General features: G+C 42.9%; 18 protein-coding genes, 1 pseudogene and 1 other annotated feature. Of the genes and pseudogenes, 15 read left to right on the top strand and 4 right to left on the bottom strand.

Features of this window, described 5'->3' with window-relative positions:
* Positions 1-7: 7 nt before the first annotated feature.
* Positions 8-254 (top strand) — a binding site (T-box leader).
* A 65-nt stretch (positions 255-319) separates the two neighbouring features.
* From VZF35_RS09010 to VZF35_RS09000, 3 genes are all read left to right on the top strand, one after another.
* Entirely contained in the window at positions 320-1,516 is a 1,197-nt protein-coding gene (locus VZF35_RS09010) for a bifunctional 3-deoxy-7-phosphoheptulonate synthase/chorismate mutase (protein WP_407312915.1), read from the top strand.
* 214 nt (positions 1,517-1,730) lie between these two features.
* On the top strand, positions 1,731-2,924 hold the full coding sequence (locus tag VZF35_RS09005; RefSeq protein ID WP_407312913.1) for an MFS transporter: 1,194 nt from the start codon (positions 1,731-1,733) through the stop codon (positions 2,922-2,924).
* A gap of 26 nt (positions 2,925-2,950) precedes the next feature.
* The gene (locus tag VZF35_RS09000; protein ID WP_407312911.1) at positions 2,951-4,081 is read left to right on the top strand and encodes a C4-dicarboxylate ABC transporter; all 1,131 of its coding nucleotides are present in this window, start codon (positions 2,951-2,953) and stop codon (positions 4,079-4,081) included.
* A gap of 8 nt (positions 4,082-4,089) precedes the next feature.
* On the opposite strand, the gene aspD is transcribed toward VZF35_RS09000, so the two are convergent.
* Positions 4,090-5,733 carry an aspartate 4-decarboxylase gene (gene aspD / locus VZF35_RS08995; protein ID WP_407312909.1) on the bottom strand — a complete coding sequence of 548 codons (1,644 nt, stop codon included), beginning with the start codon at positions 5,731-5,733 and terminating at the stop codon, positions 4,090-4,092.
* A 301-nt stretch (positions 5,734-6,034) separates the two neighbouring features.
* On the opposite strand from aspD, the gene VZF35_RS08990 reads away from it, so the two are divergent.
* From VZF35_RS08990 to VZF35_RS08950, 9 genes are all read left to right on the top strand, one after another.
* A complete protein-coding gene (locus VZF35_RS08990) occupies positions 6,035-6,688 on the top strand; it encodes a hypothetical protein (RefSeq protein ID WP_407312907.1) in 654 nt (217 codons plus the stop codon).
* Between the two features lie 44 nt (positions 6,689-6,732).
* The gene (locus VZF35_RS08985; protein ID WP_407312905.1) at positions 6,733-7,338 is read left to right on the top strand and encodes a DsbA family protein; all 606 of its coding nucleotides are present in this window, start codon (positions 6,733-6,735) and stop codon (positions 7,336-7,338) included.
* 301 nt (positions 7,339-7,639) lie between these two features.
* Positions 7,640-8,254, top strand: coding sequence for a hypothetical protein (locus VZF35_RS08980; RefSeq protein ID WP_407312903.1), 615 nt, complete (start codon positions 7,640-7,642; stop codon positions 8,252-8,254).
* Positions 8,255-8,282: 28 nt separating this feature from the next.
* Positions 8,283-9,794: a flotillin family protein gene (locus tag VZF35_RS08975; protein WP_407312901.1), complete on the top strand. Its 1,512-nt coding sequence runs from the start codon at positions 8,283-8,285 to the stop codon at positions 9,792-9,794.
* A 78-nt stretch (positions 9,795-9,872) separates the two neighbouring features.
* Complete coding sequence (locus VZF35_RS08970) at positions 9,873-10,790, top strand: uroporphyrinogen decarboxylase family protein (protein WP_407312899.1); 918 nt, start codon at positions 9,873-9,875, stop codon at positions 10,788-10,790.
* Between the two features lie 387 nt (positions 10,791-11,177).
* Complete coding sequence (locus VZF35_RS08965) at positions 11,178-12,761, top strand: L-lactate permease (protein WP_407312897.1); 1,584 nt, start codon at positions 11,178-11,180, stop codon at positions 12,759-12,761.
* Between the two features lie 150 nt (positions 12,762-12,911).
* Complete coding sequence (locus tag VZF35_RS08960; RefSeq protein WP_407312895.1) at positions 12,912-13,787, top strand: GNAT family N-acetyltransferase; 876 nt, start codon at positions 12,912-12,914, stop codon at positions 13,785-13,787.
* 37 nt (positions 13,788-13,824) lie between these two features.
* A complete protein-coding gene (locus VZF35_RS08955) occupies positions 13,825-14,601 on the top strand; it encodes an NRDE family protein (RefSeq protein ID WP_407312893.1) in 777 nt (258 codons plus the stop codon).
* Positions 14,602-14,728: 127 nt separating this feature from the next.
* Positions 14,729-16,303: an ASKHA domain-containing protein gene (locus VZF35_RS08950; protein ID WP_407312891.1), complete on the top strand. Its 1,575-nt coding sequence runs from the start codon at positions 14,729-14,731 to the stop codon at positions 16,301-16,303.
* Here VZF35_RS08950 and VZF35_RS08945 read toward each other — a convergent pair.
* The gene (locus VZF35_RS08945; RefSeq protein WP_407312889.1) at positions 16,275-16,421 is read right to left on the bottom strand and encodes a PEP-utilizing enzyme; all 147 of its coding nucleotides are present in this window, start codon (positions 16,419-16,421) and stop codon (positions 16,275-16,277) included. The genes VZF35_RS08950 and VZF35_RS08945 overlap by 29 nt on opposite strands.
* Positions 16,422-16,445: 24 nt before the next feature.
* Positions 16,446-17,447, bottom strand: coding sequence for a methyl-accepting chemotaxis protein (locus VZF35_RS08940; RefSeq protein WP_407312887.1), 1,002 nt, complete (start codon positions 17,445-17,447; stop codon positions 16,446-16,448).
* A gap of 139 nt (positions 17,448-17,586) precedes the next feature.
* Here VZF35_RS08940 and VZF35_RS08935 point away from each other — a divergent pair.
* Together VZF35_RS08935 and VZF35_RS08930 are read left to right on the top strand one after the other, a co-directional pair.
* Positions 17,587-17,816: pseudogene (locus VZF35_RS08935) on the top strand (PEP-utilizing enzyme); the annotation flags it as partial.
* Between the two features lie 80 nt (positions 17,817-17,896).
* The gene (locus tag VZF35_RS08930; protein WP_407312885.1) at positions 17,897-18,355 is read left to right on the top strand and encodes a MarR family winged helix-turn-helix transcriptional regulator; all 459 of its coding nucleotides are present in this window, start codon (positions 17,897-17,899) and stop codon (positions 18,353-18,355) included.
* A gap of 47 nt (positions 18,356-18,402) precedes the next feature.
* On the opposite strand, the gene VZF35_RS08925 is transcribed toward VZF35_RS08930, so the two are convergent.
* The gene (locus VZF35_RS08925) at positions 18,403-18,810 is read right to left on the bottom strand and encodes a hypothetical protein (protein WP_407312883.1); all 408 of its coding nucleotides are present in this window, start codon (positions 18,808-18,810) and stop codon (positions 18,403-18,405) included.
* A 139-nt stretch (positions 18,811-18,949) separates the two neighbouring features.
* On the opposite strand from VZF35_RS08925, the gene VZF35_RS08920 reads away from it, so the two are divergent.
* The gene (locus tag VZF35_RS08920) at positions 18,950-19,219 is read left to right on the top strand and encodes a hypothetical protein (RefSeq protein WP_407312881.1); all 270 of its coding nucleotides are present in this window, start codon (positions 18,950-18,952) and stop codon (positions 19,217-19,219) included.
* The last annotated feature ends 160 nt before the right edge of the window (positions 19,220-19,379 follow it).

Here is a 19,379-nt window from a genome sequence, read left to right as displayed (position 1 = left end):
ATGATTGTATAAACCGTTGAAAGGGAAGTAAAAGCGCAAGACCAGCCTCATAGAGAGTCGGGTATGGTGGAAGCTCGGCAGGTATGGAGCGAGTAAATGGGCCCTTGAGGGCGGAGTGAAAAAGTTTTGACTTTAGTAGCTTCCGACGCTAAGCCAGCGTTATTAGGCGAAGGGTGTGTTGGCACTCTGCATAAGAGGATGCAGTATTTCTGCATCAATTAAGGTGGTACCGCAGATTAACGTCTGTCCTTATTTGGGGACAGACGTATTATTTTTGAGTCCACTCTCGGTTCCATGTTCTGCTGATGACAGCGAATGATTGGAACGTGCAGAGAAGGTTACCCGCAAATCATTGAATTTGAGGGAGGAAATGATGATGAAAGACTTGAAATTGGCAGGACTTGAATCGGAACGAAGCATCATTGAGGTGGACGGAGTAACTTTAGGTGGAAAGGAAATTATCCTCATGGGCGGCCCGTGTGCCGTCGAATCAAGCATCCAGATGCATAAATCTGCTGCAACGGTCAAACGAGCGGGGGGAAAGATCCTACGCGGTGGTGTTTTCAAACCCCGCACCTCACCTTATAGTTTTCAGGGATTAGGTCTGGAGGGTGTCAACTATTTGGTTCAAGCTGCTAAGGAACATGGCCTGCTCTGTGTTACTGAAGTCGTAGATACGACAAGTTTGGACTTAGTCGTTGACAAAGTTGATTTTCTGCAAATAGGCGCCCGCAATATGCAAAATTTTGAACTCCTAAAATTAGCAGGCAAGGTTAACAAGCCGATTATTCTCAAACGGGGCTTATCGGCGACGATCGAAGAATGGTTACTTGCTGCTGAATATATTTTGTCTGCAGGAAATCCTCGAGTGATTTTATGTGAGCGAGGAATTCGCACCTTTGAGCCCAGCACGAGAAATACCTTGGATTTAAGTGCCGTAGGAGTTGCTAAAGAGCTTACTCATCTTCCGGTGATTGTCGATCCAAGCCATGCGGCCGGGAGAAGAGATTTGATTTCTTCCTTGTCTAAAGCGGCCATAGCCGCAGGGGCAGATGGCCTGCTGATTGAAATGCACCCCAATCCGGCCGAAGCAGTGAGTGACGGACCTCAATCTCTTACTCCAGAGCAATTCACAACTCTGGCACAAGAATTGGGTATGGTCGCTCGATCCGTGGAGAGAGTTTTTGATTTTGGCGAGTCGGCAGACACTCTTGAATCCTTGCGTACTCAGATCGATCAAATTGATCAAAGTATTATTCAAGGATTAGCGGAACGTATGCAAATCGTCAGGAAGTTAAGTGATCAGAAACGCTTAGACCGAGTTAAAGATGCGAATAGGGAAAAAGATATCCTGCAGCGTCTTGTGAATCTTGCGGAGGAACTTGATCTTCCCGCAGACTTAGTCAGGAAAATTTATCCTTTAATTTTCGAGTTTGGTGTTCAAACTCAGATTAAAAGCAAACTAGAACAGGACAAAGAACTAAGCAGATCCTTTTATCACTTAGGAAGTAAGTAAACATTCCCTATCTACGCTTAGCCGGAAAGAAAACACTGTTTCCCTGAAGGAGAGGGCCGTAAGCTCGAAATATATGTCTCACTAGCCCAGAATTCCTCCTGAGAAGGAGGAATTTTTCGGTTCTTGACGAAGAAGGAGAAAGGTTTGGTACAGATCTCCAGCTGTCTGGACCCAAATAGGCCTTTCCACAAACCTAGAGAAAGAAGACTTCGTTGTGAATTACATCAAACAGGGTACACATTCCTTTCGTAAGGCCCTTCTGGCCTTGTTTGCAGGAGGGTTTAATACCTTTGCGATCTTGTACGATATACAGCCGTTAATGCCGGAACTTTCCAGAGAGTTTCATATTTCTCCTACGCTGGCCAGTCTTTCGTTATCCTTGACTACAGTCTCTATGGCAGTTAGCATGCTTTTTGTAGGCTCGCTGTCAGATGCCTGGGGGAGAAAGTCGATTATGACCGTTTCCTTATTTACGGCCTCTGTGCTGGCCATTTTAACGGCGGTTAGTCCAAATTTTCATGCTCTTCTTGTCCTCAGAGTTATTGTTGGGATTGTATTGGCCGGTCTTCCTGCTATCGCCATGACGTATTTGAGCGAGGAAATCGAACCGAATGGGCTCGGAGTTGCGATGGGGATTTATATCAGTGGAAACTCTATTGGTGGTATGGGTGGGAGAATCATCAGCGGGATGGTGACAGATTATTTCAACTGGCGGATAGGGATCGCCGTTATTGGAGTATTGAGCCTGGGCGCAACATTGTTGTTTTCCTTATCGTTACCGCCTTCCAAGCATTTTAAGCAGCGACCGCTTAACATCAGAGATATGGCAGAATCCCTTTTATCCCAATTTAAAGATCCTAATCTGGTTTGCGTCTATGGTTTGGGATTTTTGCTGATGGGCAGTTTTGTGACACTGTACAATTATATCGGCTATCAGTTAGTGGCTCCGCCGTACTCGTTAAGTCAATCTTTAGTGGGCTGGATTTTTGTTGTTTATATTACCGGGACGTTCAGTTCTACTTGGATGGGACGCCTGGCAGATCGATACCCACGTCATAAGGTCATCTGGACGGCTTTAGGAATAGTTTTCACAGGAGCTGTTATTACCTTAAACGGCAACCTGTGGGTCAAAATCGCAGGTATTGCGGTGTTCACCTTTGGTTTTTTTGGTGGGCATTCCATTGCCAGCAGTTGGATTGGAAGACTGGCTAAGCAACATAAAGCACAAGCGTCTTCCCTGTATTTGTTTTGTTATTATGTAGGTTCCAGCGTTGGAGGGACGACAGGCGGGATATTTTGGACTAGGTTTGGCTGGGCTGGTGTAATATCCTTGATTGTTTTCTTTGTATTCATAGCGTTTCTATTCTCCCTTCGCCTAATGTCTGTCGGCGAAGCGGGCAATGGTTGAATTCAGAACTAGAGAGAAGGAAAAGTATGCTCGAACGTCATGTTGTAAAATATTTAGCACCGGGTTGGTTTGCAGTAGTGATGGGAACCGGAGGATTGGCCAACATTTCTCAGCAATGGCAAAACACTTTACCGGCTGGACACCTGTTGGCGTTAGTCTTGGCAGCTTTAGCGGATATCCTGTATGTTTTGATTTTGATCCCATGGTTAATTCGGTGGGTATCTTTTTTTGAGTATGTCCAAAGAGACCTTCACCATCCTGTCACCAGTAATTTTTTTGTAACGATGCCTGTAGCCACTATTATTGTAGGGACTAACCTCTATAATATCTGGGGTTCAGTAATAGGGGGTCTCCAGACATTCTGGCTGTCGATGCTGGCTTGGTTAATAGGGATCATCGGGGTGACGTTCTTTTCGTTTTACACGACCTTTAGAATGATGCAGGTCGAAGTAACGCCCAAGCCAGAGACGACTAATTTTTCCTGGATTATGGCCCCGATTGCCAATATGGCGACGTTATTGTTAGGTAATTCTGTCGTAATGATGAGCCTTCACTACGAGCTAACTTGGAGTATGTCAATTCTGACGGTCAACCTAGTGATGTTTGGGATTGGATTCTTCTTATTCTTATTTATTAGTGCTGTTGTTTTTGTTCGTCTAGTACAGCATCCTCTTCCGCCCGCAGAGCTAACTCCATCCTTTGGGATCTTATTAAGTGCGGTAGGCTTAGCAACAATCGCTCTACTTGATACGAGCAAAAGCGCTCAGGCTCTTGGGATAGTAACAGCAGCAGATTTTGCAACTCTGGGTGCTGCGTCTGTTTGGGGCTTCGGGATCTGGGTCATCGGAATCATCGGTCTCATTTCGATCTATCAAATGAGAAAAGAAGGTATTCCTTTTAGTTTAGGCTGGTGGGCTTATATCTTTCCCCTGGCGGCCTATACCATAGCCAGCCTGAAAATTTCTGCCTTGTTTATTACTCCTCTTACGTATTATTGGAGCGCTTTCCTTACAATACTTCTCATCGCCCTTTGGCTCTATGCTTTTTCCAACACTCTAAAAGGGGTATTCAGCGGCAGGCTTTTCCTGGGAAAGCCAATTTATCTGTCAAGCTCCCGGAAATGCTCTAACATGCTGAACAGTGATGAATCTTTGTAAGGTTATGATCAATGCTTTTCCTTAAGCTCACTCCAAGAAGCGGCGTATTTTTCAAAGGTCTTTTGGACTGTTTTTCCGATTTCTCCATAGGCTTCGTCGTCTAAGTTCGCCAATGATGTCCGTATGGACCACTCGGGCCCGCCAAAACCACCGCCGTTCAAGAGCACGATCGAAGCTTCTTCTGCTAAACGAAAGAGGATGTCCGTGGGCTCATAGGTTGCCTGTAAGTAATCTGCAAACTCGTTGCCGTATTTTTGTTTAGCCCATATTAATAAGTCGATTTGACTGTAGTAAGCTGCGTTGCAGGGATCGTTGGGCAAGTTGTGACCAAAACCTTTGAACAACAATTCTTGACGACGGCGGCAAATTTCCTGGGTTAATTTTTTATAACGGTTTTCACGGTCAAGCAGGGAGAAGAGGGCAAAGAAACCCATTTGCACTTGCTGAGGAGTAGATAAACCTGCTGTATGGTTAAGAGCAACTTGGCGGCTGTCTGCTACCATGCGGTCAATAAAAGGAAGCTGTCTCGGATGCAGAGACATGCTCTCATAGCGCACAGCGAGTTCTTCGGCCTTGCCGTCAGGAAATTCCTGCAATAGTTGATCAAAGACATTGTCTCGATGCAGGGCAATTACTCCAAGACGCCAGCCTGTTGCTCCGAAATATTTGGAAAATGAATAAACTCCAAGAGTATTAAAGGGTAAATCGGCCATCAGTGAACGAAAACCATTGACAAATGTACCGTACACATCATCCGTGATAATCATTAACTTGGGATTATGGTTTTTAACGATTTCTAATAAACGGTTTTTAGATTCGGTTTTTATGGCTACGGAAGGAGGATTACTGGGGTTAACCGTAAATAATGCTTTAATGCTGGGATCCTTCAACTGGTCCAGTTCAGAATCCGGATACTGCCAGGTATGGTTGCCATTCTCATCCATCTCCGAAGCGTTTATTCTTACCACTTCAAATTGATAACGGGATAAATGGGGAATTTCCAGGTAAGGTGTAAAGGTTGGGACCATAAGAGCGATCTTATCCCCGACGGACAGAAGCATGTTGGCAATAAGAGAGTCAAAAATATAGCACATGGCGGCAGTTCCCCCTTCAACGGCGAACAAATCATAATGGCCGGAAGGAGGATCTTGGTTGCACATTTCCTGAATCAGATAGGTGTGAACAACTTGTTCCAGGTGTTTGAGCATACGATCCGGAATCGGGTAGTTATCTCCGATGATTCCATCTACGAGTTCATGGACCCAAGCGTCCGGGTTAAATCCCAGATTGTTGGCCCCAAAATCAAGGGCGTTTTCAAGCAGGTTAACTCCAGGTGCATCAGGATGCAGCTCAAGGTAGGTTTTCAGGCGTTCGGCAATCCCTTCTTTTTGCGGCATACCGGCAAGATCCCTATCTTTCCACGTCCTGCGAGTTTCCTCAATGGCAAATTGGCCGAGAGTAAAGAAGGCTTCGCGTGGGGTTGCGGCAATCCAATTAGGATTGCCTCTTCCGGCGTTCAGCATTGACCAAAGGCTAGTATCATGGTGTTTATCAGCAAGAGTAATCAATTTGTTCTTCAGTTCAAAGGGACTAAGGTTCTCGTATCTGATTTCCATTTTTCGACGGGTTTGCTCGTTATTAATGGTTATCATTCCTTCCCTGTTTTAGGCCACATGAATTCCTTCATGAGGGTCCTTATAAGCTTGTCGTTTGAGTTCATTAAAGACGCTAAAGGTACTCTGTGCGAGTCTTAAAGCATTTATGCACGGTTTCTGCCTTTTTGTCCATTCTCAAAAAAAGAAAAAGCATTGAACTGGACATACTAAATTCAGCACTATACTACCTCGAATAAAACTTCTTTTGAAGTAAGAAGGAATTACAGGGGCTTTACCGAATTGATGAAGAATATGAGCTTATTCAGAAGCGGCAACGTTGTATATTTAGCAAGTTATCTTGATTGAAAGGCGTGAGTATGAAATGTCACTAAAACCAAGGCGCATCTATTCCGAACAATGGAGTCCATCGGAGGAACAAATAAGCAGTATCTTTCCAGTGGATGATTTAATATCCGAAATAGGCAGGAACCCCGGGATAAAGGTGTTTCGTGATGAAGAGATTAAAAAGATGTATCCTGCACAATATAACATCTCCGTACAGGCAAGGGCTCATAATGTGGGGTTGGTGGAACTGCTGCAGGAATATTATGAGGACTATAAAGGGAAGCCTGAATTTGAGGACTTAGTAGGAATCAAATTACCGCAGATTCTTTGGGAGGATTCGTTAGGTTATGAAGATAAGCTGATCAGCCTACATATCTCCAAACTTAACAATCAGGAAATCTTCATCAATGACATTGTCTTAGTCAAAAATGAAGATTTTGATATTTTAAATGACGAAATTATTGACAAGGTACTTAATAACTTGAAAGCTTTTGCCAAAGAACAAGATGTAAGGTATTTATCTGGTTATGCAGCCAATCGCAGTACCTTGGCCCTCTTTAAACGCAAGGGATTTCAAGAGGATAAACGAGAACTGATAGGCAATAATTATCTCTGGAAAATTGCCGAGGTGACAGGGGAACAACTGCCCTTTTATGTTGAACTTTAAAGGATCAAGACTGTACGATTTAATATGTATTTGAGGAGAAAAAAATGTCTAACAAAATTACCGTGTTCTCAGACTTTTTATGACCTTTTTGTATGATAGGGAAAGTCCCCCTTGACCAGTTGGCCAAGGATAAAAATGTCGAAGTTGTGTGGAAGTCTTTTGAGCTAAGACCGGAGGACATGGAGCTTCCGCCGAAGTCGCCCGAGTATCTGGCGCGGGCAAAAGCTGGAATTGAAACGTTAGGCAATAAGTATGGGGTTAAAATGGTGTTTAACGATAAGAGCAAACATTCCCGCCTAGCCTTGGAAGGCTCTAAATTTGCGGAAGAAAAGGGATTGGGCAATGAGTATCATGACTCAGTGTTTACGGCTCAATTTCAAGAACAAAAGGATATTAATGATCTTGACGTATTGGTGGAACTGGCCGAGAAAATTGGGCTTGATCCCCTCGAATTTCGCAAGGTGTTAGTTTCAAGAAACTACGAACGAGCAGTTTTGCAGGATGTGAATGAAGCCCAGAAGTTAGGGATCCAAGGTGTGCCCTATTTTATTGTTGATGGTCGCACAGCTTTTGGCGTTCAAAGTTACGAAGCATTAGAGAAACTTCTTTCTGGAAAAGGTCCTTCACCCATCAGACTCTCTCTGGATTAAAGAATCCAACGTGATGTACCTTCAAGTCAATAACTTAAGAAACACAACTGGAAAAGTGTAGTTCCAGTTGTGTTTGCATTTATGGACAAATGTTTGGAAAGATAAACTAAAGCTGTTCTACGGCTGCAAATTTTGTTTCCGATAAGAAGGAGTTTGTTGTACTTTGGAGAATAAACAAATCTAGTTAGGAAAAAGGTGGAAATATTAATAGTTATCTAATGAATAGAATAGAAATGATTTATCAGCCGTGCGTTATGCTAATATAGAATTGTGAGAATGGCCTGAAACAGGAGGTGTGACCATGGAAAATCTTTATATTGACTGGATTAACGCGGTATACATAATCTGTATGAGTCTAGGCATCTTGCTAAGTATCTCAGCTTTAATCTTTGGGAGCGGGCATGGAGCTTCGCATACACCTCATGGAACGTTTGTTCATTCATCAATCCATTTCGACCACCACGCCTCGGTCTCTCAAGAAGGTGCTTCGAGCAATAATGTTCCGCTTTTAAACATTAATGCCTTATTTGCTTTTTTAATTGGGTTCGGAGCTGCCGGATTAATTGCTTATGGCATGTTAAAAGGAACCCTTGCCTCTTTATTACCGGCGTTTGTCATCGGCAGTTTATGTTGGTATACGGTACGAAAAATATTATCAGCCATGCTAAAGGGGCAATCTAAATTTCTAACGACGTCGTTAGATGACATTATAGGAGTAACAGGAACGGTTAGTTCAGTTCTATCAGATCACAGGGTGGGGGAGGTGATTTACACTCTTGAAGGGGATACAAGAGCGATACCTGCAAAACATAAGTATACAGGAGAAGTTCATAAGGGCGAACAAGTGGTTGTTATTGGTATAGTCAGCGGTGTGGCGATGGTTGTTCGGAGTGATAATTTTAAGATGGAAAACTAGAACATCAAATTGAAAGAGGGCATTGAATATGGGTCTATTTCAAATAATCACCATTGTTGTTATAGCCTTAATCGGGCTTCTGCTTGTCCTTGCAGTTCTTGCTAAAATGTTTCAAAAGGTTGGACCTGACGAGGCTTTAGTGGTTTATGGGATGGGTGGAAGTAATGTCATTACGGGTGGCGGCAGAGTTGTATGGCCGCTAGTCCAAACCTCCAAAAGACTGTCCCTGGCTTTAATGTCCTTTGATATTGCGCCGCAAAATGATTTATATACAAATCAAGGAGTTGCCGTGACGGTAGAGGCTGTTTCCCAGATTAAAGTTCAAGATAATTCCGATAGTATTAAAACAGCTTCAATTCAGTTCTTAAATAAAGATGTTGATGAACGCGAATCAATGATTAAACAAGTCATGGAAGGCCATCTGCGTGGAATTGTCGGGACGTTGTCCGTTGAAGAAATCGTCAAAGACCCGGAAATGGTTCAATCTCGCATGTTGGCAACCTGTCAATTGGATTTATCAAAGATGGGTCTCGAAGTTCGCTCCTTTACGATCAAAAATGTCAAAGATGCCAACGGATATATTGAGAATATGGGTAAACCTGAAATTGCTCGCGTTCTAAAAGAAGCTCAGATTGCTCAGGCTCTCGCCGAAAAGGAAACAGAAACGACAAAAGCTGCAGCTAATCGGGACGCGGCAATTGCCAAAACGAACGCCGAACAGGAACGTGTTATGGCGGAAACTGCTTCCCAATCCAAGCAAGCTGAAAATATTAAGGAGTTGAATCTGAAAAAGGCCAGGTTCGATACGGAAGTTGAGACTGCTCGGGCCGACAAAGAAAACGCTTATAATTTGCGTACCGCTGAACTTAAACAAAACCTAACCCAACAAGAGTGGAAGATCAAGGAGATTGAACGACAAGGACAAGTGAACGTGGCTAATGCCGAGATCGATCGTAAACAGAAAGAATTAGAAGCAGATATCATCAAACCAGCTGAAGCTCAAGCGAAAGCGATAAAAATTGAGAATCAAGCAAAAGCAGAAGCGAATGCCACAGTCACCAAACTGGAGAACCAAGCAAAAGCAGAGGCGAATGCTCTGACTATTAAACTGGAGAATGAAGCCAAAGCTGAGGCAACTAGGGCTGTAGGAAATTCAGAAGCAGAAATTATCCGTGCTAAAGGCAAAGCGGAAGCGGATACTATCTCAGCTAAAGCTCAATCCTTTAGCAACTACTCGCAAGCGGCTATTCTGGATAAACTCCTATCCGGCATTCCTGAATTAGCGAAGGCTATTGCCGGTCCTCTGGAAAATGTCGATAAGATTACGGTGATTTCCACGGGAGGGGAAAACTCCGGAGTACAGAAAGTTACTCGTGACATTACCAATATGATGGCCCAAATGCCTGAAGTGATAGAACAATTAACGGGAGTAAACATCGGTAATCTTATCAGCTCTTTGAAGGTGCCCGTTGCTAATGCAGATAATGTAAGCCCAGCCAGCAATGAAGGTGAATCAGTAAAAACTTCAGACGATGAATGATGACATGCAAATTCAGAAATTTGAAGCTTAATATAGGACTTAAAACTGAAGCAATTGGTAAGCAAAGGAAGAGAGCATGTGACAAAAGTTGAAAGAATTATGGCTGCTATAAATTTTGAAAGAACAGATCGTATTCCGAAAGGGGAATTTTATCTTGAGGATGGATTTGTCGCTGGTTTGCTCGAACTTAAAGAGTCTGTAACGTTTAGAGACAGAATTGAAGCCTGTGAACGCTGCGGGCTTGATGCTTTGGCTTTCTCTCCTTCTCCGTTTTCAGCAATCTCGTCATCTGATTCTGGTTTGAGATCTGAAAAAGCCGAGGTCTGGGAGGAGTTAAAACGCTGGAGGGAGCAAACGGATTTTTTCATTTTTGCCATTATCGATGGTCCGTTTCAGGGAACTGCTAAGCTTTTCTCGTCGTTTACAAACTATCTATTAGCCATCGCGCAAGGGGATCCGATGATACCTGAGCTTATTAAAGAGGGAATAGCTACGAATATCAAACTGGGCTTAAATGCTTTAGCCTTGGGTGCACACGCAATTATTATAGCGGATGATATAGCTTACAATGGAGGAACCTTTATTTCACCAAGGACTTTGCGCATGAACTTTTTTCCAGGTCTCAGGGAACAAGTAGAGGTTTTGCAGCGTGCAAAAGTCCCTGTTTTCTTCCATGCGGATGGAGATTTGAAGATGGTTGTAGACGATATCATCAATTCGGGAGTCAATGGGCTGCATTCTCTTGATTTTCCCTCTTTAACTGAGATAGCCAACATTAGAAAAGCGACTGAAAAAAAGGTGTGTTTAATGGGCGGATACGATTTGGGCTGGTTTGAAGAAGAGACTAGGACGAATAGAGCCTTGGAATTACTTTCGGTGACTGCTAAGGGAGGCGGATACATTTTTGGCAGCAGTGCTGGAATTCTCAGCAGCCGCCAATCTTCCCAAGGGGTTATGGACGTGTACCAATTTGTCAACAGCTATAGGGATGAGTGATCCGAAAAGAACTTCTAGACAATTTTCTGAGAGTTGGTTAGAATAGTAGATGTAGAAAATCTGTGAGCTGTTTCACAGATTGTAGTAGGGTAGCAGGAAGCCTAGGGTAAATGGACATTTTAGTATGGGAGGATGGTTGAACATGAAACATTCAACGTAAGCGTAAAGCTATCCTTTTTGTGATAGCTTTTTTTGTACCCGTCAGAATGTATGACTTCTTCAAAACTTTCTACGGCATAAGTGCAATAGGCAATTGCCTGCGCTAAGGCTAATAAGTACGAAGACAGTATCTTAGTGACCAATCAAGTGATTAGTCTGGTTTTGACCTCAAAGGCAGCACTCATAGTAGTCGTCTTGAAATACTTAAGAAACGAGGGATGGATACGAATGTCCATTAGTTCACTTTTATTAACCTTGGCACCGATCGTTGTTATCATTTTAATGCTCGTCGTCTGGAAGAAGCCTGCAGATATCAGTGGAGTGGTAGGTTGGCTTGTCATTTCGATAATTGCTTTTTTGTTTTTTCGCACAAGCTTGGAAGTCATTATTAGATCTACAATAGCTGGTTGGATAAAGTCGTTTGCGGTGTCCCTTGTGGTGGCAACCTCTTTATTACAGATGGCCTTTCTGGAGAAAACAGGAGCTCTCCGAAGGATTATCATATTCATTAAAACTCTTGCCAGTGAAAACAAAGCAGTTCAAATTATGTTGATTAATATTGGTTTTGGAACTTTGATGGTATCTGTGGGAGCTACGCCTGTTTCCCTCTTGCCGCCAATTATGTTGGCTTTAGGATATTCCACCTATGTTTCCATCGCCTTGCCCTGTATTGGCTACGATGCCTTGTGTACGTATGCTTTATTAGGAGCACCAGTCGTCGTGTTTGTGGACATAGCTAATTCCTTTTTGGGTAAGGGTCATGAAATTAGTTTATCCCAAGCGGGCAGTGTCTTTTTTATGTTTCTGCCTGTTATTTCAACGCTCATTGGTTTCTGTATGCTTTGGATTGTCGGTAAATGGCAAGGGATCAAAGACGGTTGGCTGCCCTGCCTCATTACCGGAGCGGTGATTACCTTGGTTTCCTTCTTTACGAATAAAGTTGATCGCTTGGTCGTTCTTACAGGGGTTATGTGCGGCGCTGGAGTCATTATTGCGATGGTGGCTTTTCTTATTTTGACGGGGAAAAAAGTTATCGATAAAAGCAGACTTACGGACGAAGAGTTGGAGTATGAAAACAAATTCCCTCTCTGGAAAGCCTTGACTCCCTGGGGTTTGCTTATTGTTCTTATTTTGGCACTCAATCTTCCAACGGACTTATTCAATCTTCTCTACAGAAAGGTTACACTGCCTATCGTTGGTTTGACCGCTGACGGCAGCCCTATTGTCACTAGAGCGTTGTGGAACGCCTATACTTGGATCTTTGTGAGCACGTTACTTTCCCTGATTTTTATTAGACCGACTTCATCGCAATTGAAAGAGACATTTGCTGTTTGGTGGAGAAGAGCTCCCCGGCCAGTTTTTGCAGTCGCTATTTTTTTCAGTATTGGGGAAATCATGAATATGTCAGGTTATAGCATGGCCGTAAAAAAATTCGTCACGGCCAGCATGGTGCAAGTCTTAGCAAACGTTTCATCCCAAGCTTTCAGTCAGGCCTATGGTTCCGTGGTCTCTCTCATCGGGCTATTAGGAGGATTTATCACTGGAAGTGAAGCTTCGACCATCGCTATGTTTTCTACGTATACGATGAAAACAGCAGGTTTACTCCATATGGGGCTGCGCGGCATGTTAATTGTAACCGCAGGCCTGGCCTTTGGCGGAGGACTTGCCAGCGTCATTTCTCCGGCGAAATTACAAAATGCAGCTGCAGCAATTGACAAAATGGGAGAAGAAACAAAGGTTATCAGGGTAGCTTTTGTATTTTCAATAATTCTCATCGTTGTGACATCAGCTCTTGTCATTATTTATTTGTAAAAGATTCTGGTCGTGGAATTCAATAAACGCTGACAACTCCGCATTATCAATAGTGCGGAGTTTTTTGCTGAGTGACTTAGCTTGCTCGAATACCCTTGAAAACCTTATAATGAGGGTGATAAGGTAAAGAAATGGTTAGGAGATTAAAATGTGGTTATAAAGAAATTTGTGAATTTGACGGAAGAAATTATAAGAGAAGTTCTTGAACTCGAAAAGAGTTGCAATGAGTATGACCAGCTTAAAGGAAGCGTTTTTTTAGATACCTCGTTAAATTTTAATCAGAGCATACATAGTGTCTTTCTGCTTTATGAGGATCGCTCCTTGATCAGCATGTTATCGATGTTCATTCCCAGCCATGTTGAAGTTGAAATCTCAGCGATGACAAGACCAGAGCATCGACAAAATGGATATTTTAAAGCCTTGTTGTCTCAAGCTCTTGAGGAGCTTAGAACTCATAACATACCGGAGATCCTTTTTGTTTGCGAACAGCCCTCAATTTCGGGCAAAAATGCACTTGCTGCCATACAAGCAGAATTCGAACATGCCGAATATTATATGAGCCTTACCAGAGTTGATAGAGCTCAAAGCCAAAGCGCTGGGATGTCACTTCTCAAGCCTGATGTACGAAACTTGGAAACAATTGTAGAGCTTAGTATTAAGATATTTGAAGACAACTATGAGGATTCTAAAAGTCTTATCGAGAATTGCCTCAATTCTAAAACGCGAGAACAATTTATTGCCATTCTTGACGATAAGGCTATAGGGCTTGTTTCTGTTAATCATTTAGATGTTGAAGAAGCTTCAATCTTTGGTTTGGGAATTCTGCCCGAATATAGGGGCCAGGGATATGGAAAAGAACTCATGAGCTTAATTTTGAAGAACTTATGGAGTCAGGGCAAAAGGCATATAACCCTTGAAGTTGACAGCAAAAATGATCGAGCTTTAAGATTATATCGAGACATGGGGTTTCAAATTGAGATCGCTTATGAGTATCATCGCAAAAAAGCAGCCGATTTACTCCAGTAATAGTTTGACCATCAGGATAAGAAAGGAGGCTATGATAGTGTGTTTGTTATTTTTTGCCTATGACGTTCATCCCCGCTATCGCCTGGTGCTTGCGGCTAATCGAGATGAGTTCTATCATCGTCCGACAGAATCGGCTCATTTTTGGGAGTCACATCCCGAGATACTAGCCGGGCGGGATTTGGAAATGATGGGAACCTGGATGGGAATCACCAAATCAGGACGCTTAGCTGCTCTGACAAATTTCCGAGATCCTTCGTCTCAAATCGAGAACCCAAAATCACGGGGATATCTTGTAAGGGATTTTCTGGAGTCGGAGGAATCACCTATACAGTATTTAACAAAGGTCGAAAACACTCAAGCCCTTTACAATCCTTTTAATATTCTGGTGGGAGACCTCTCAAGTTTCATGTATTTTAATAACCAATCATCGAAAATTCGAGAACTGAAACCAGGGTTCTATGGTCTTAGCAATCATTTTCTGGATACACCTTGGCCCAAAGTTCGTAAAAGCAAACAGTCCTTGATTGATTATTTTGAAGCAAACCAAGAAGGGTTCATTGACCCTCAAACACTTTTTGAAATCTTAGCTGATTCGGAGCAGGCTCAAGATGATGAATTGCCGAGTACAGGGATCAGCCGAACTCGAGAAAAGATGCTTTCCCCCATCTTTATACAGGGAACGGATTATGGAACAAGATCCTCCACGGTATTATACCTTGACAGAGAAAACACAGTGCTTTTCCAGGAAAGAAGCTTTCGTAGAGGGGATAATTCGTGGGATGAGGTTTGCTACAAGTTTAAACTTAGTAGCTAATGCTCTTGTAAGCTTCACTTGTTAAGCAGTTCATTCATTTCAAAAAAGATGGTATACTTGGTTAGAAGTGGATTAGCAATAAAATGGGAAGATTTTTCCGAAAATTGAGTTAAAGAAGGTATGACTTATGTCAAACCAGCAAGAGAAGCCAGTCATTCTTGCGGATCAAGTTCAGACAATCCTTACCGATCTGGAACCTCTCAGTAGGAAAGTATTTTTATCTCTAACCCCGCCGAGTTCTTTGGACAATCGAGCAGATGTCGATCAACTGAGGCAAAACTTAGAGCGTGTTTTTCAGCCTGTGCGCGTGCCTCTAAGTTTGATGGCGAAAATTCCAAGTCTTTGCCGCAGCTCAGACTGGAAAGTTACCGCTACCCTGGCCGAAACGGGTCGAGGGTGGGATCTTATTGATTTGGAGTCCGGAGATAGCACAGGGAGCCATTATGGTTTGGCAGTCGATATAGGAACGACAACGGTGGTTGCTTATCTCATAAATTTAGTTGACGGAACGGTTTTGGGTCATGCAGCCGATTATAACGATCAAATAAGTCTTGGAGAGGATATTCTTAGCCGTATACGTCAGGCGATGGAGCCGGGCGGATTAATACGACTGCAAACTTTGGTGATTAATACTCTTAACCGTTTAATAAAACAGCTATGTGCATCTTCTCTGAAGTCCGGTCAAATCACTGCAGCGGCGATCGGGGCCAATACCACTATGATTCACTTGCTTCTGGGCCTTGATCCCACTTCAATTTGTCGGGCACCGTATACTCCCATTGTCAATAGTCCGGGATTAATTTCCGCAGGAGAGTTGGGGCTTGAAATTAATCCTCTAGCGCCAGTCTATTGTCTGCCTAGTATCGGCAGTTATTTGGGCGGTGATGTTATTGGCGGGATTCTGGTTAGCGGAATGCACAACAAATCGGATGTTTCCCTGTTTGTGGACATTGGCACAAATGGAGAAATAGTTATGGGTAATCAGGAATGGCTTGTAGCCTGTGCAGGTGCTGCTGGCCCCGCTTTGGAAGGCGGAGTTACTGCTTTCGGCATGCGGGCGGAGCCAGGAGCAGTTGATCACGTTTCTATCGATAGAAAAAGCGGACAAGTAACGTATACAACGATAGGAAACATGCCAGCCCGAGGAATATGCGGTTCAGGTTTGGTGGATACCCTGGCCGAGCTTTTTTTGAACGGAATCATTGATCGGACAGCGCGTTTTACACAGGGCAGAGAGAAGTATATTGTGGTCCCGGCTTCAGAAACAGCCATGGGTGAAAATATTGTTGTCACTCAGATTGATGTCAATAATTTTATGGCCACTAAAGGGGCTGTCAATTCCGCAATCGATCTTCTGATGGAAAATGTAGGCTGTCATTGGCAGGAAATAAGCCACTTTTATGCTGCTGGAGCATTTGGTCAATATTTGCCCATTGAGTCTGCGATTACGATAGGTCTTTATCCGGATCTTCCACGCCCAGCTATTGTGCGTTTAGGAAACAGTTCAGGTGAAGCAGCCCGTCAAGTGCTTATCTCTCGTACCAAGCGCATGGAGGCAGAGACAATCGCTGCGAAGGTTACCTACTTTGAACTCAACGCCAATCCATCGTTCATGGAAAAATTCGTCAGCAGCAAATTTCTTCCCCACACAGACCTTGATCGCTATCCTAGCGTTAAAAAACGATTGGAAAGCCGAGTTTAGTTTCAGGCAGCACGTGATCGGCAGGAACAACTGCTGGGATGCCGTATTCGCGGGCAACGATAGCAGTATGGGAGAGTAAAAAGCAGCGTCTCCATAAGTTTATAACTTTGGTAGACACCGCTTTTTACTTCATATTCACTTATTATATGGTTTCACTGACGAGAGCTGACCAATCTTTTCCTTTATAAGCGTTATAGCCGCGAGTATGGGCATAACCATAAATTTTCGTGCCCGCTGTATCTTTTTCAAAGATATAGCCGTAAGTTTCACCTTTCATTGCCAGCTTCCCGGCCTCAAGATGCGTTAAATTATCCTTTAATATCCCTTTCCGGTTTCGGCAAGCGATAACATAGCCATCCTTGTTGATAATGAAAATATCTCCGTTCTTACCGATACGAGCAGAGTCAATAATGTCATAGATGAAATTCCAGTTGAACCTTGTAGAGAAATAACCTAACAATAGATTTTCTTCACTGCGGATAGGGCAAGTATAAGCTACTGTGTGCAGCTTACTGACTTCAGAAAAATAGAGGTCGCTAACCGATATGGAGTCTGCGGATTTGGCATCTTTAAACCAGCCTCGATCTGACATATCTTGTCCAATAAGTTCGTGATGAACGCCGGCTGCAACAATTTTTCCCTCCGTATCAAGCACATATAAATCAAGATAGACCTCATAGATCTCCACGAGTTTCTTTAAAAGATCATTCGTTACAGAACCCCGATCGGGAGCAGCAGAGCTTAAGCAGTTCTTAACTTTATCAAACGTAGCCCAAGCTTGAGCATCGCAATTGCGCTCAAATAGGTTTCGATCAATCTTATCGATTGTGTCATAGGCTACGTCGGCAGTTCGCACAGCCATTACTTCATTGGCTGTGCTTTGAATATTTTCAATGATTTTAGTACTTTCCTTAGTTGAGGTTAAGCTGCGTGTTGCGAGCTTTTTTATTTCATCCGCAACGACGCTGAATCCACGGCCCGCTTCACCAGCTCGCGCTGCTTCGATGGCCGAGTTCAGAGACAGAAGGTTTGTGTGTTGGGCAATTTGGCGGATGGAATCGATGACTTGCCCCATTTCTTGGTTGGCATCCTTCAATTCACTTAGTAGAACGGAAGTATCAATCATTAGGCTGTTGCTTGACATGTTGAAAACACCTCACAGAAAAAAATAGCCTACCTAAATAAATAGGTAGGCTTCGTTGCCAATACTAATACTATTATAAGACAGATGCGGGAATTTGCAAAGAATTTCTTTGGTGGTGAATGAAGGCGATTCGCTTCTGCCCTGTGAAATCTTGGTGACCTCGACCACGAACGTAGGGTGGACGCCTCTTTTTCCAAGAGCCGCGGCGATCATTACTGATATTGGAGCCCCACTTTCTCATGCGGCGATTGCGGCCAGGGAACTAGGTATTCTGCCGTTGTAGCTTGTGGAAACGCGACCACGAAGTTGAAAACAGGTGAGTGGATTGTCGTGAACGGTGGACAAGGAGTTGTGCAGATCTTAAATTGACAAATAGGCAAGGGATTCAGTATAATAGCTCAAAGAAAAACTGTTTTATTATGAACTATTAGTTCACAGGAGGTATCTTTGTGGATTACTCAGATAAGAAGGTTAAACTTGCTGCTGAGGTTGTTCAATCCTTCATGACCATCAGCAAAACAATCGTGAAGTTTACGCAGCAAAATGCTTCAAGCTTAGGTCTAACTGTTCAACAAATGGGGATCTTAAACACTATTTTTTCTTCTCCTAGTATTACGCTCAAAGAAATAACGGAAAAATTGCAGCTATCCAAAAGTACTGTCAGCGTTAACGTGGACGATCTTGTTAATGCAAAACTTATCGAGAGAAAAACTAGTGCAGAAGATCGCCGAGAAATTAATTTAAAACTCACGACGGAGGGTGAGAGGCTGGCTCGAAAATCCTGTCAGAATGCCTCATCCTATAAAGCGATGATGTCTGCGATAGAGGCTATATCGGAAGAAAAAATTCAGTCCTTACTGGAGACTCATGATCAGCTGTTGAAGAATTTGCGAAAGTTTGACGTTTAGTTACTTCGATAAATCACTACGAATGAATTGTAAATACGTCCAAAAGGTTAATTTTGGTACTCGGCACTAGGAACTTCAAAGGATATAATGCTAAACGTCAAGACGTCATTGAATTCAAGAAAATTATAGGAATTATTTTGAGCATTTTCCATAAGTTCAGAAATAGGGGTGGCTGTAAGGATCACATCCTTGGGTTCAATGAGCTGAGATATCAGTTTAAAGTGCTGGGTGTTGAAACGTATAGCAATATGATGGTCATCGGTATATACTACTTGAAGGACATAGGAATCTTGGTTCTCTGTTGCAAACCAGTGATAGGTAAAACTTGATAAACCTGCTTGATTGATATCCCTGATTTTTTCTTTAAATTCCTTAATGTATAGAATCACGACGTCGCGGCCATTTTCCAGTTTGCCGAAAGCAGATTGTTCAGGTGTATAAGCCTGAGTAAACATTTGAATTCCTCCTTTATAACTCCAAGAGCACAGCTTTTCTAAATTCTATCATAGATTGACCTCTTTCTTAATAGGAGATGCTCATGAAAGAAATCCGTAAATTGGCGTAAAAATTGTTTTATCTTAAGGGGGCGGTTTGATGGAAAATCCTTGTGGAACTACAAAAGCCAAAGTTTTTGAAAGCACAGAAATTGAAGGGATGCCTATCTATTTCGGCTCTGGCGTGAATCCGGTGAATTCTCCGGCCCAGTTTTTCGTGGCTTGGGGTAATGGGGTATTGGCCAATGGTTTAATCCATACTTATAATACTAAATCAGCCGAGCAAGGCATCGAATGGTTTGTAGAGGAAGATGAGGCCGAGGCCAAATATTATAAGATTCAGAGGCTTTTGCTCGGCTGTTTACTTTAAAAAATGGGTTCATAAATGAGCTAAGCAAAAACTTACGTTCTAGTATTAGAGCTGACGTAAGTTTTTTGTTATTTCTTAGATTTTCCGCTAAAGGGGCTTCTCTTTTTCGAAAAAGAGAGTATAATACGATTAAAAGGTTAGATAATTATCTAAATGTCTA

This window comes from Desulfosporosinus paludis (assembly GCF_045689965.1).
Taxonomy (GTDB): domain Bacteria; phylum Bacillota; class Desulfitobacteriia; order Desulfitobacteriales; family Desulfitobacteriaceae; genus Desulfosporosinus; species Desulfosporosinus paludis.
Note: the sequence above shows the minus strand (reverse complement) of the source record. Positions and strands in the feature narration are given on the sequence as shown.

Bases quoted from the DNA above. Each gene is read 5' to 3' on its own strand.
- VZF35_RS08965 (WP_407312897.1), top strand. From the start codon at position 11,178: ATGTCCATTAGTTCACTTTTATTAACCTTGGCACCGATCGTTGTTATC.
- VZF35_RS09000 (WP_407312911.1), top strand. From the start codon at position 2,951: ATGCTCGAACGTCATGTTGTAAAATATTTAGCACCGGGTTGGTTTGCA.
- VZF35_RS08940 (WP_407312887.1), bottom strand. From the start codon at position 17,447: ATGTCAAGCAACAGCCTAATGATTGATACTTCCGTTCTACTAAGTGAA.
- VZF35_RS08925 (WP_407312883.1), bottom strand. From the start codon at position 18,810: ATGTTTACTCAGGCTTATACACCTGAACAATCTGCTTTCGGCAAACTG.
- aspD (WP_407312909.1), bottom strand. From the start codon at position 5,733: ATGATAACCATTAATAACGAGCAAACCCGTCGAAAAATGGAAATCAGA.
- VZF35_RS08980 (WP_407312903.1), top strand. From the start codon at position 7,640: ATGGAAAATCTTTATATTGACTGGATTAACGCGGTATACATAATCTGT.
- VZF35_RS08950 (WP_407312891.1), top strand. From the start codon at position 14,729: ATGTCAAACCAGCAAGAGAAGCCAGTCATTCTTGCGGATCAAGTTCAG.
- VZF35_RS08920 (WP_407312881.1), top strand. From the start codon at position 18,950: ATGGAAAATCCTTGTGGAACTACAAAAGCCAAAGTTTTTGAAAGCACA.
- VZF35_RS08975 (WP_407312901.1), top strand. From the start codon at position 8,283: ATGGGTCTATTTCAAATAATCACCATTGTTGTTATAGCCTTAATCGGG.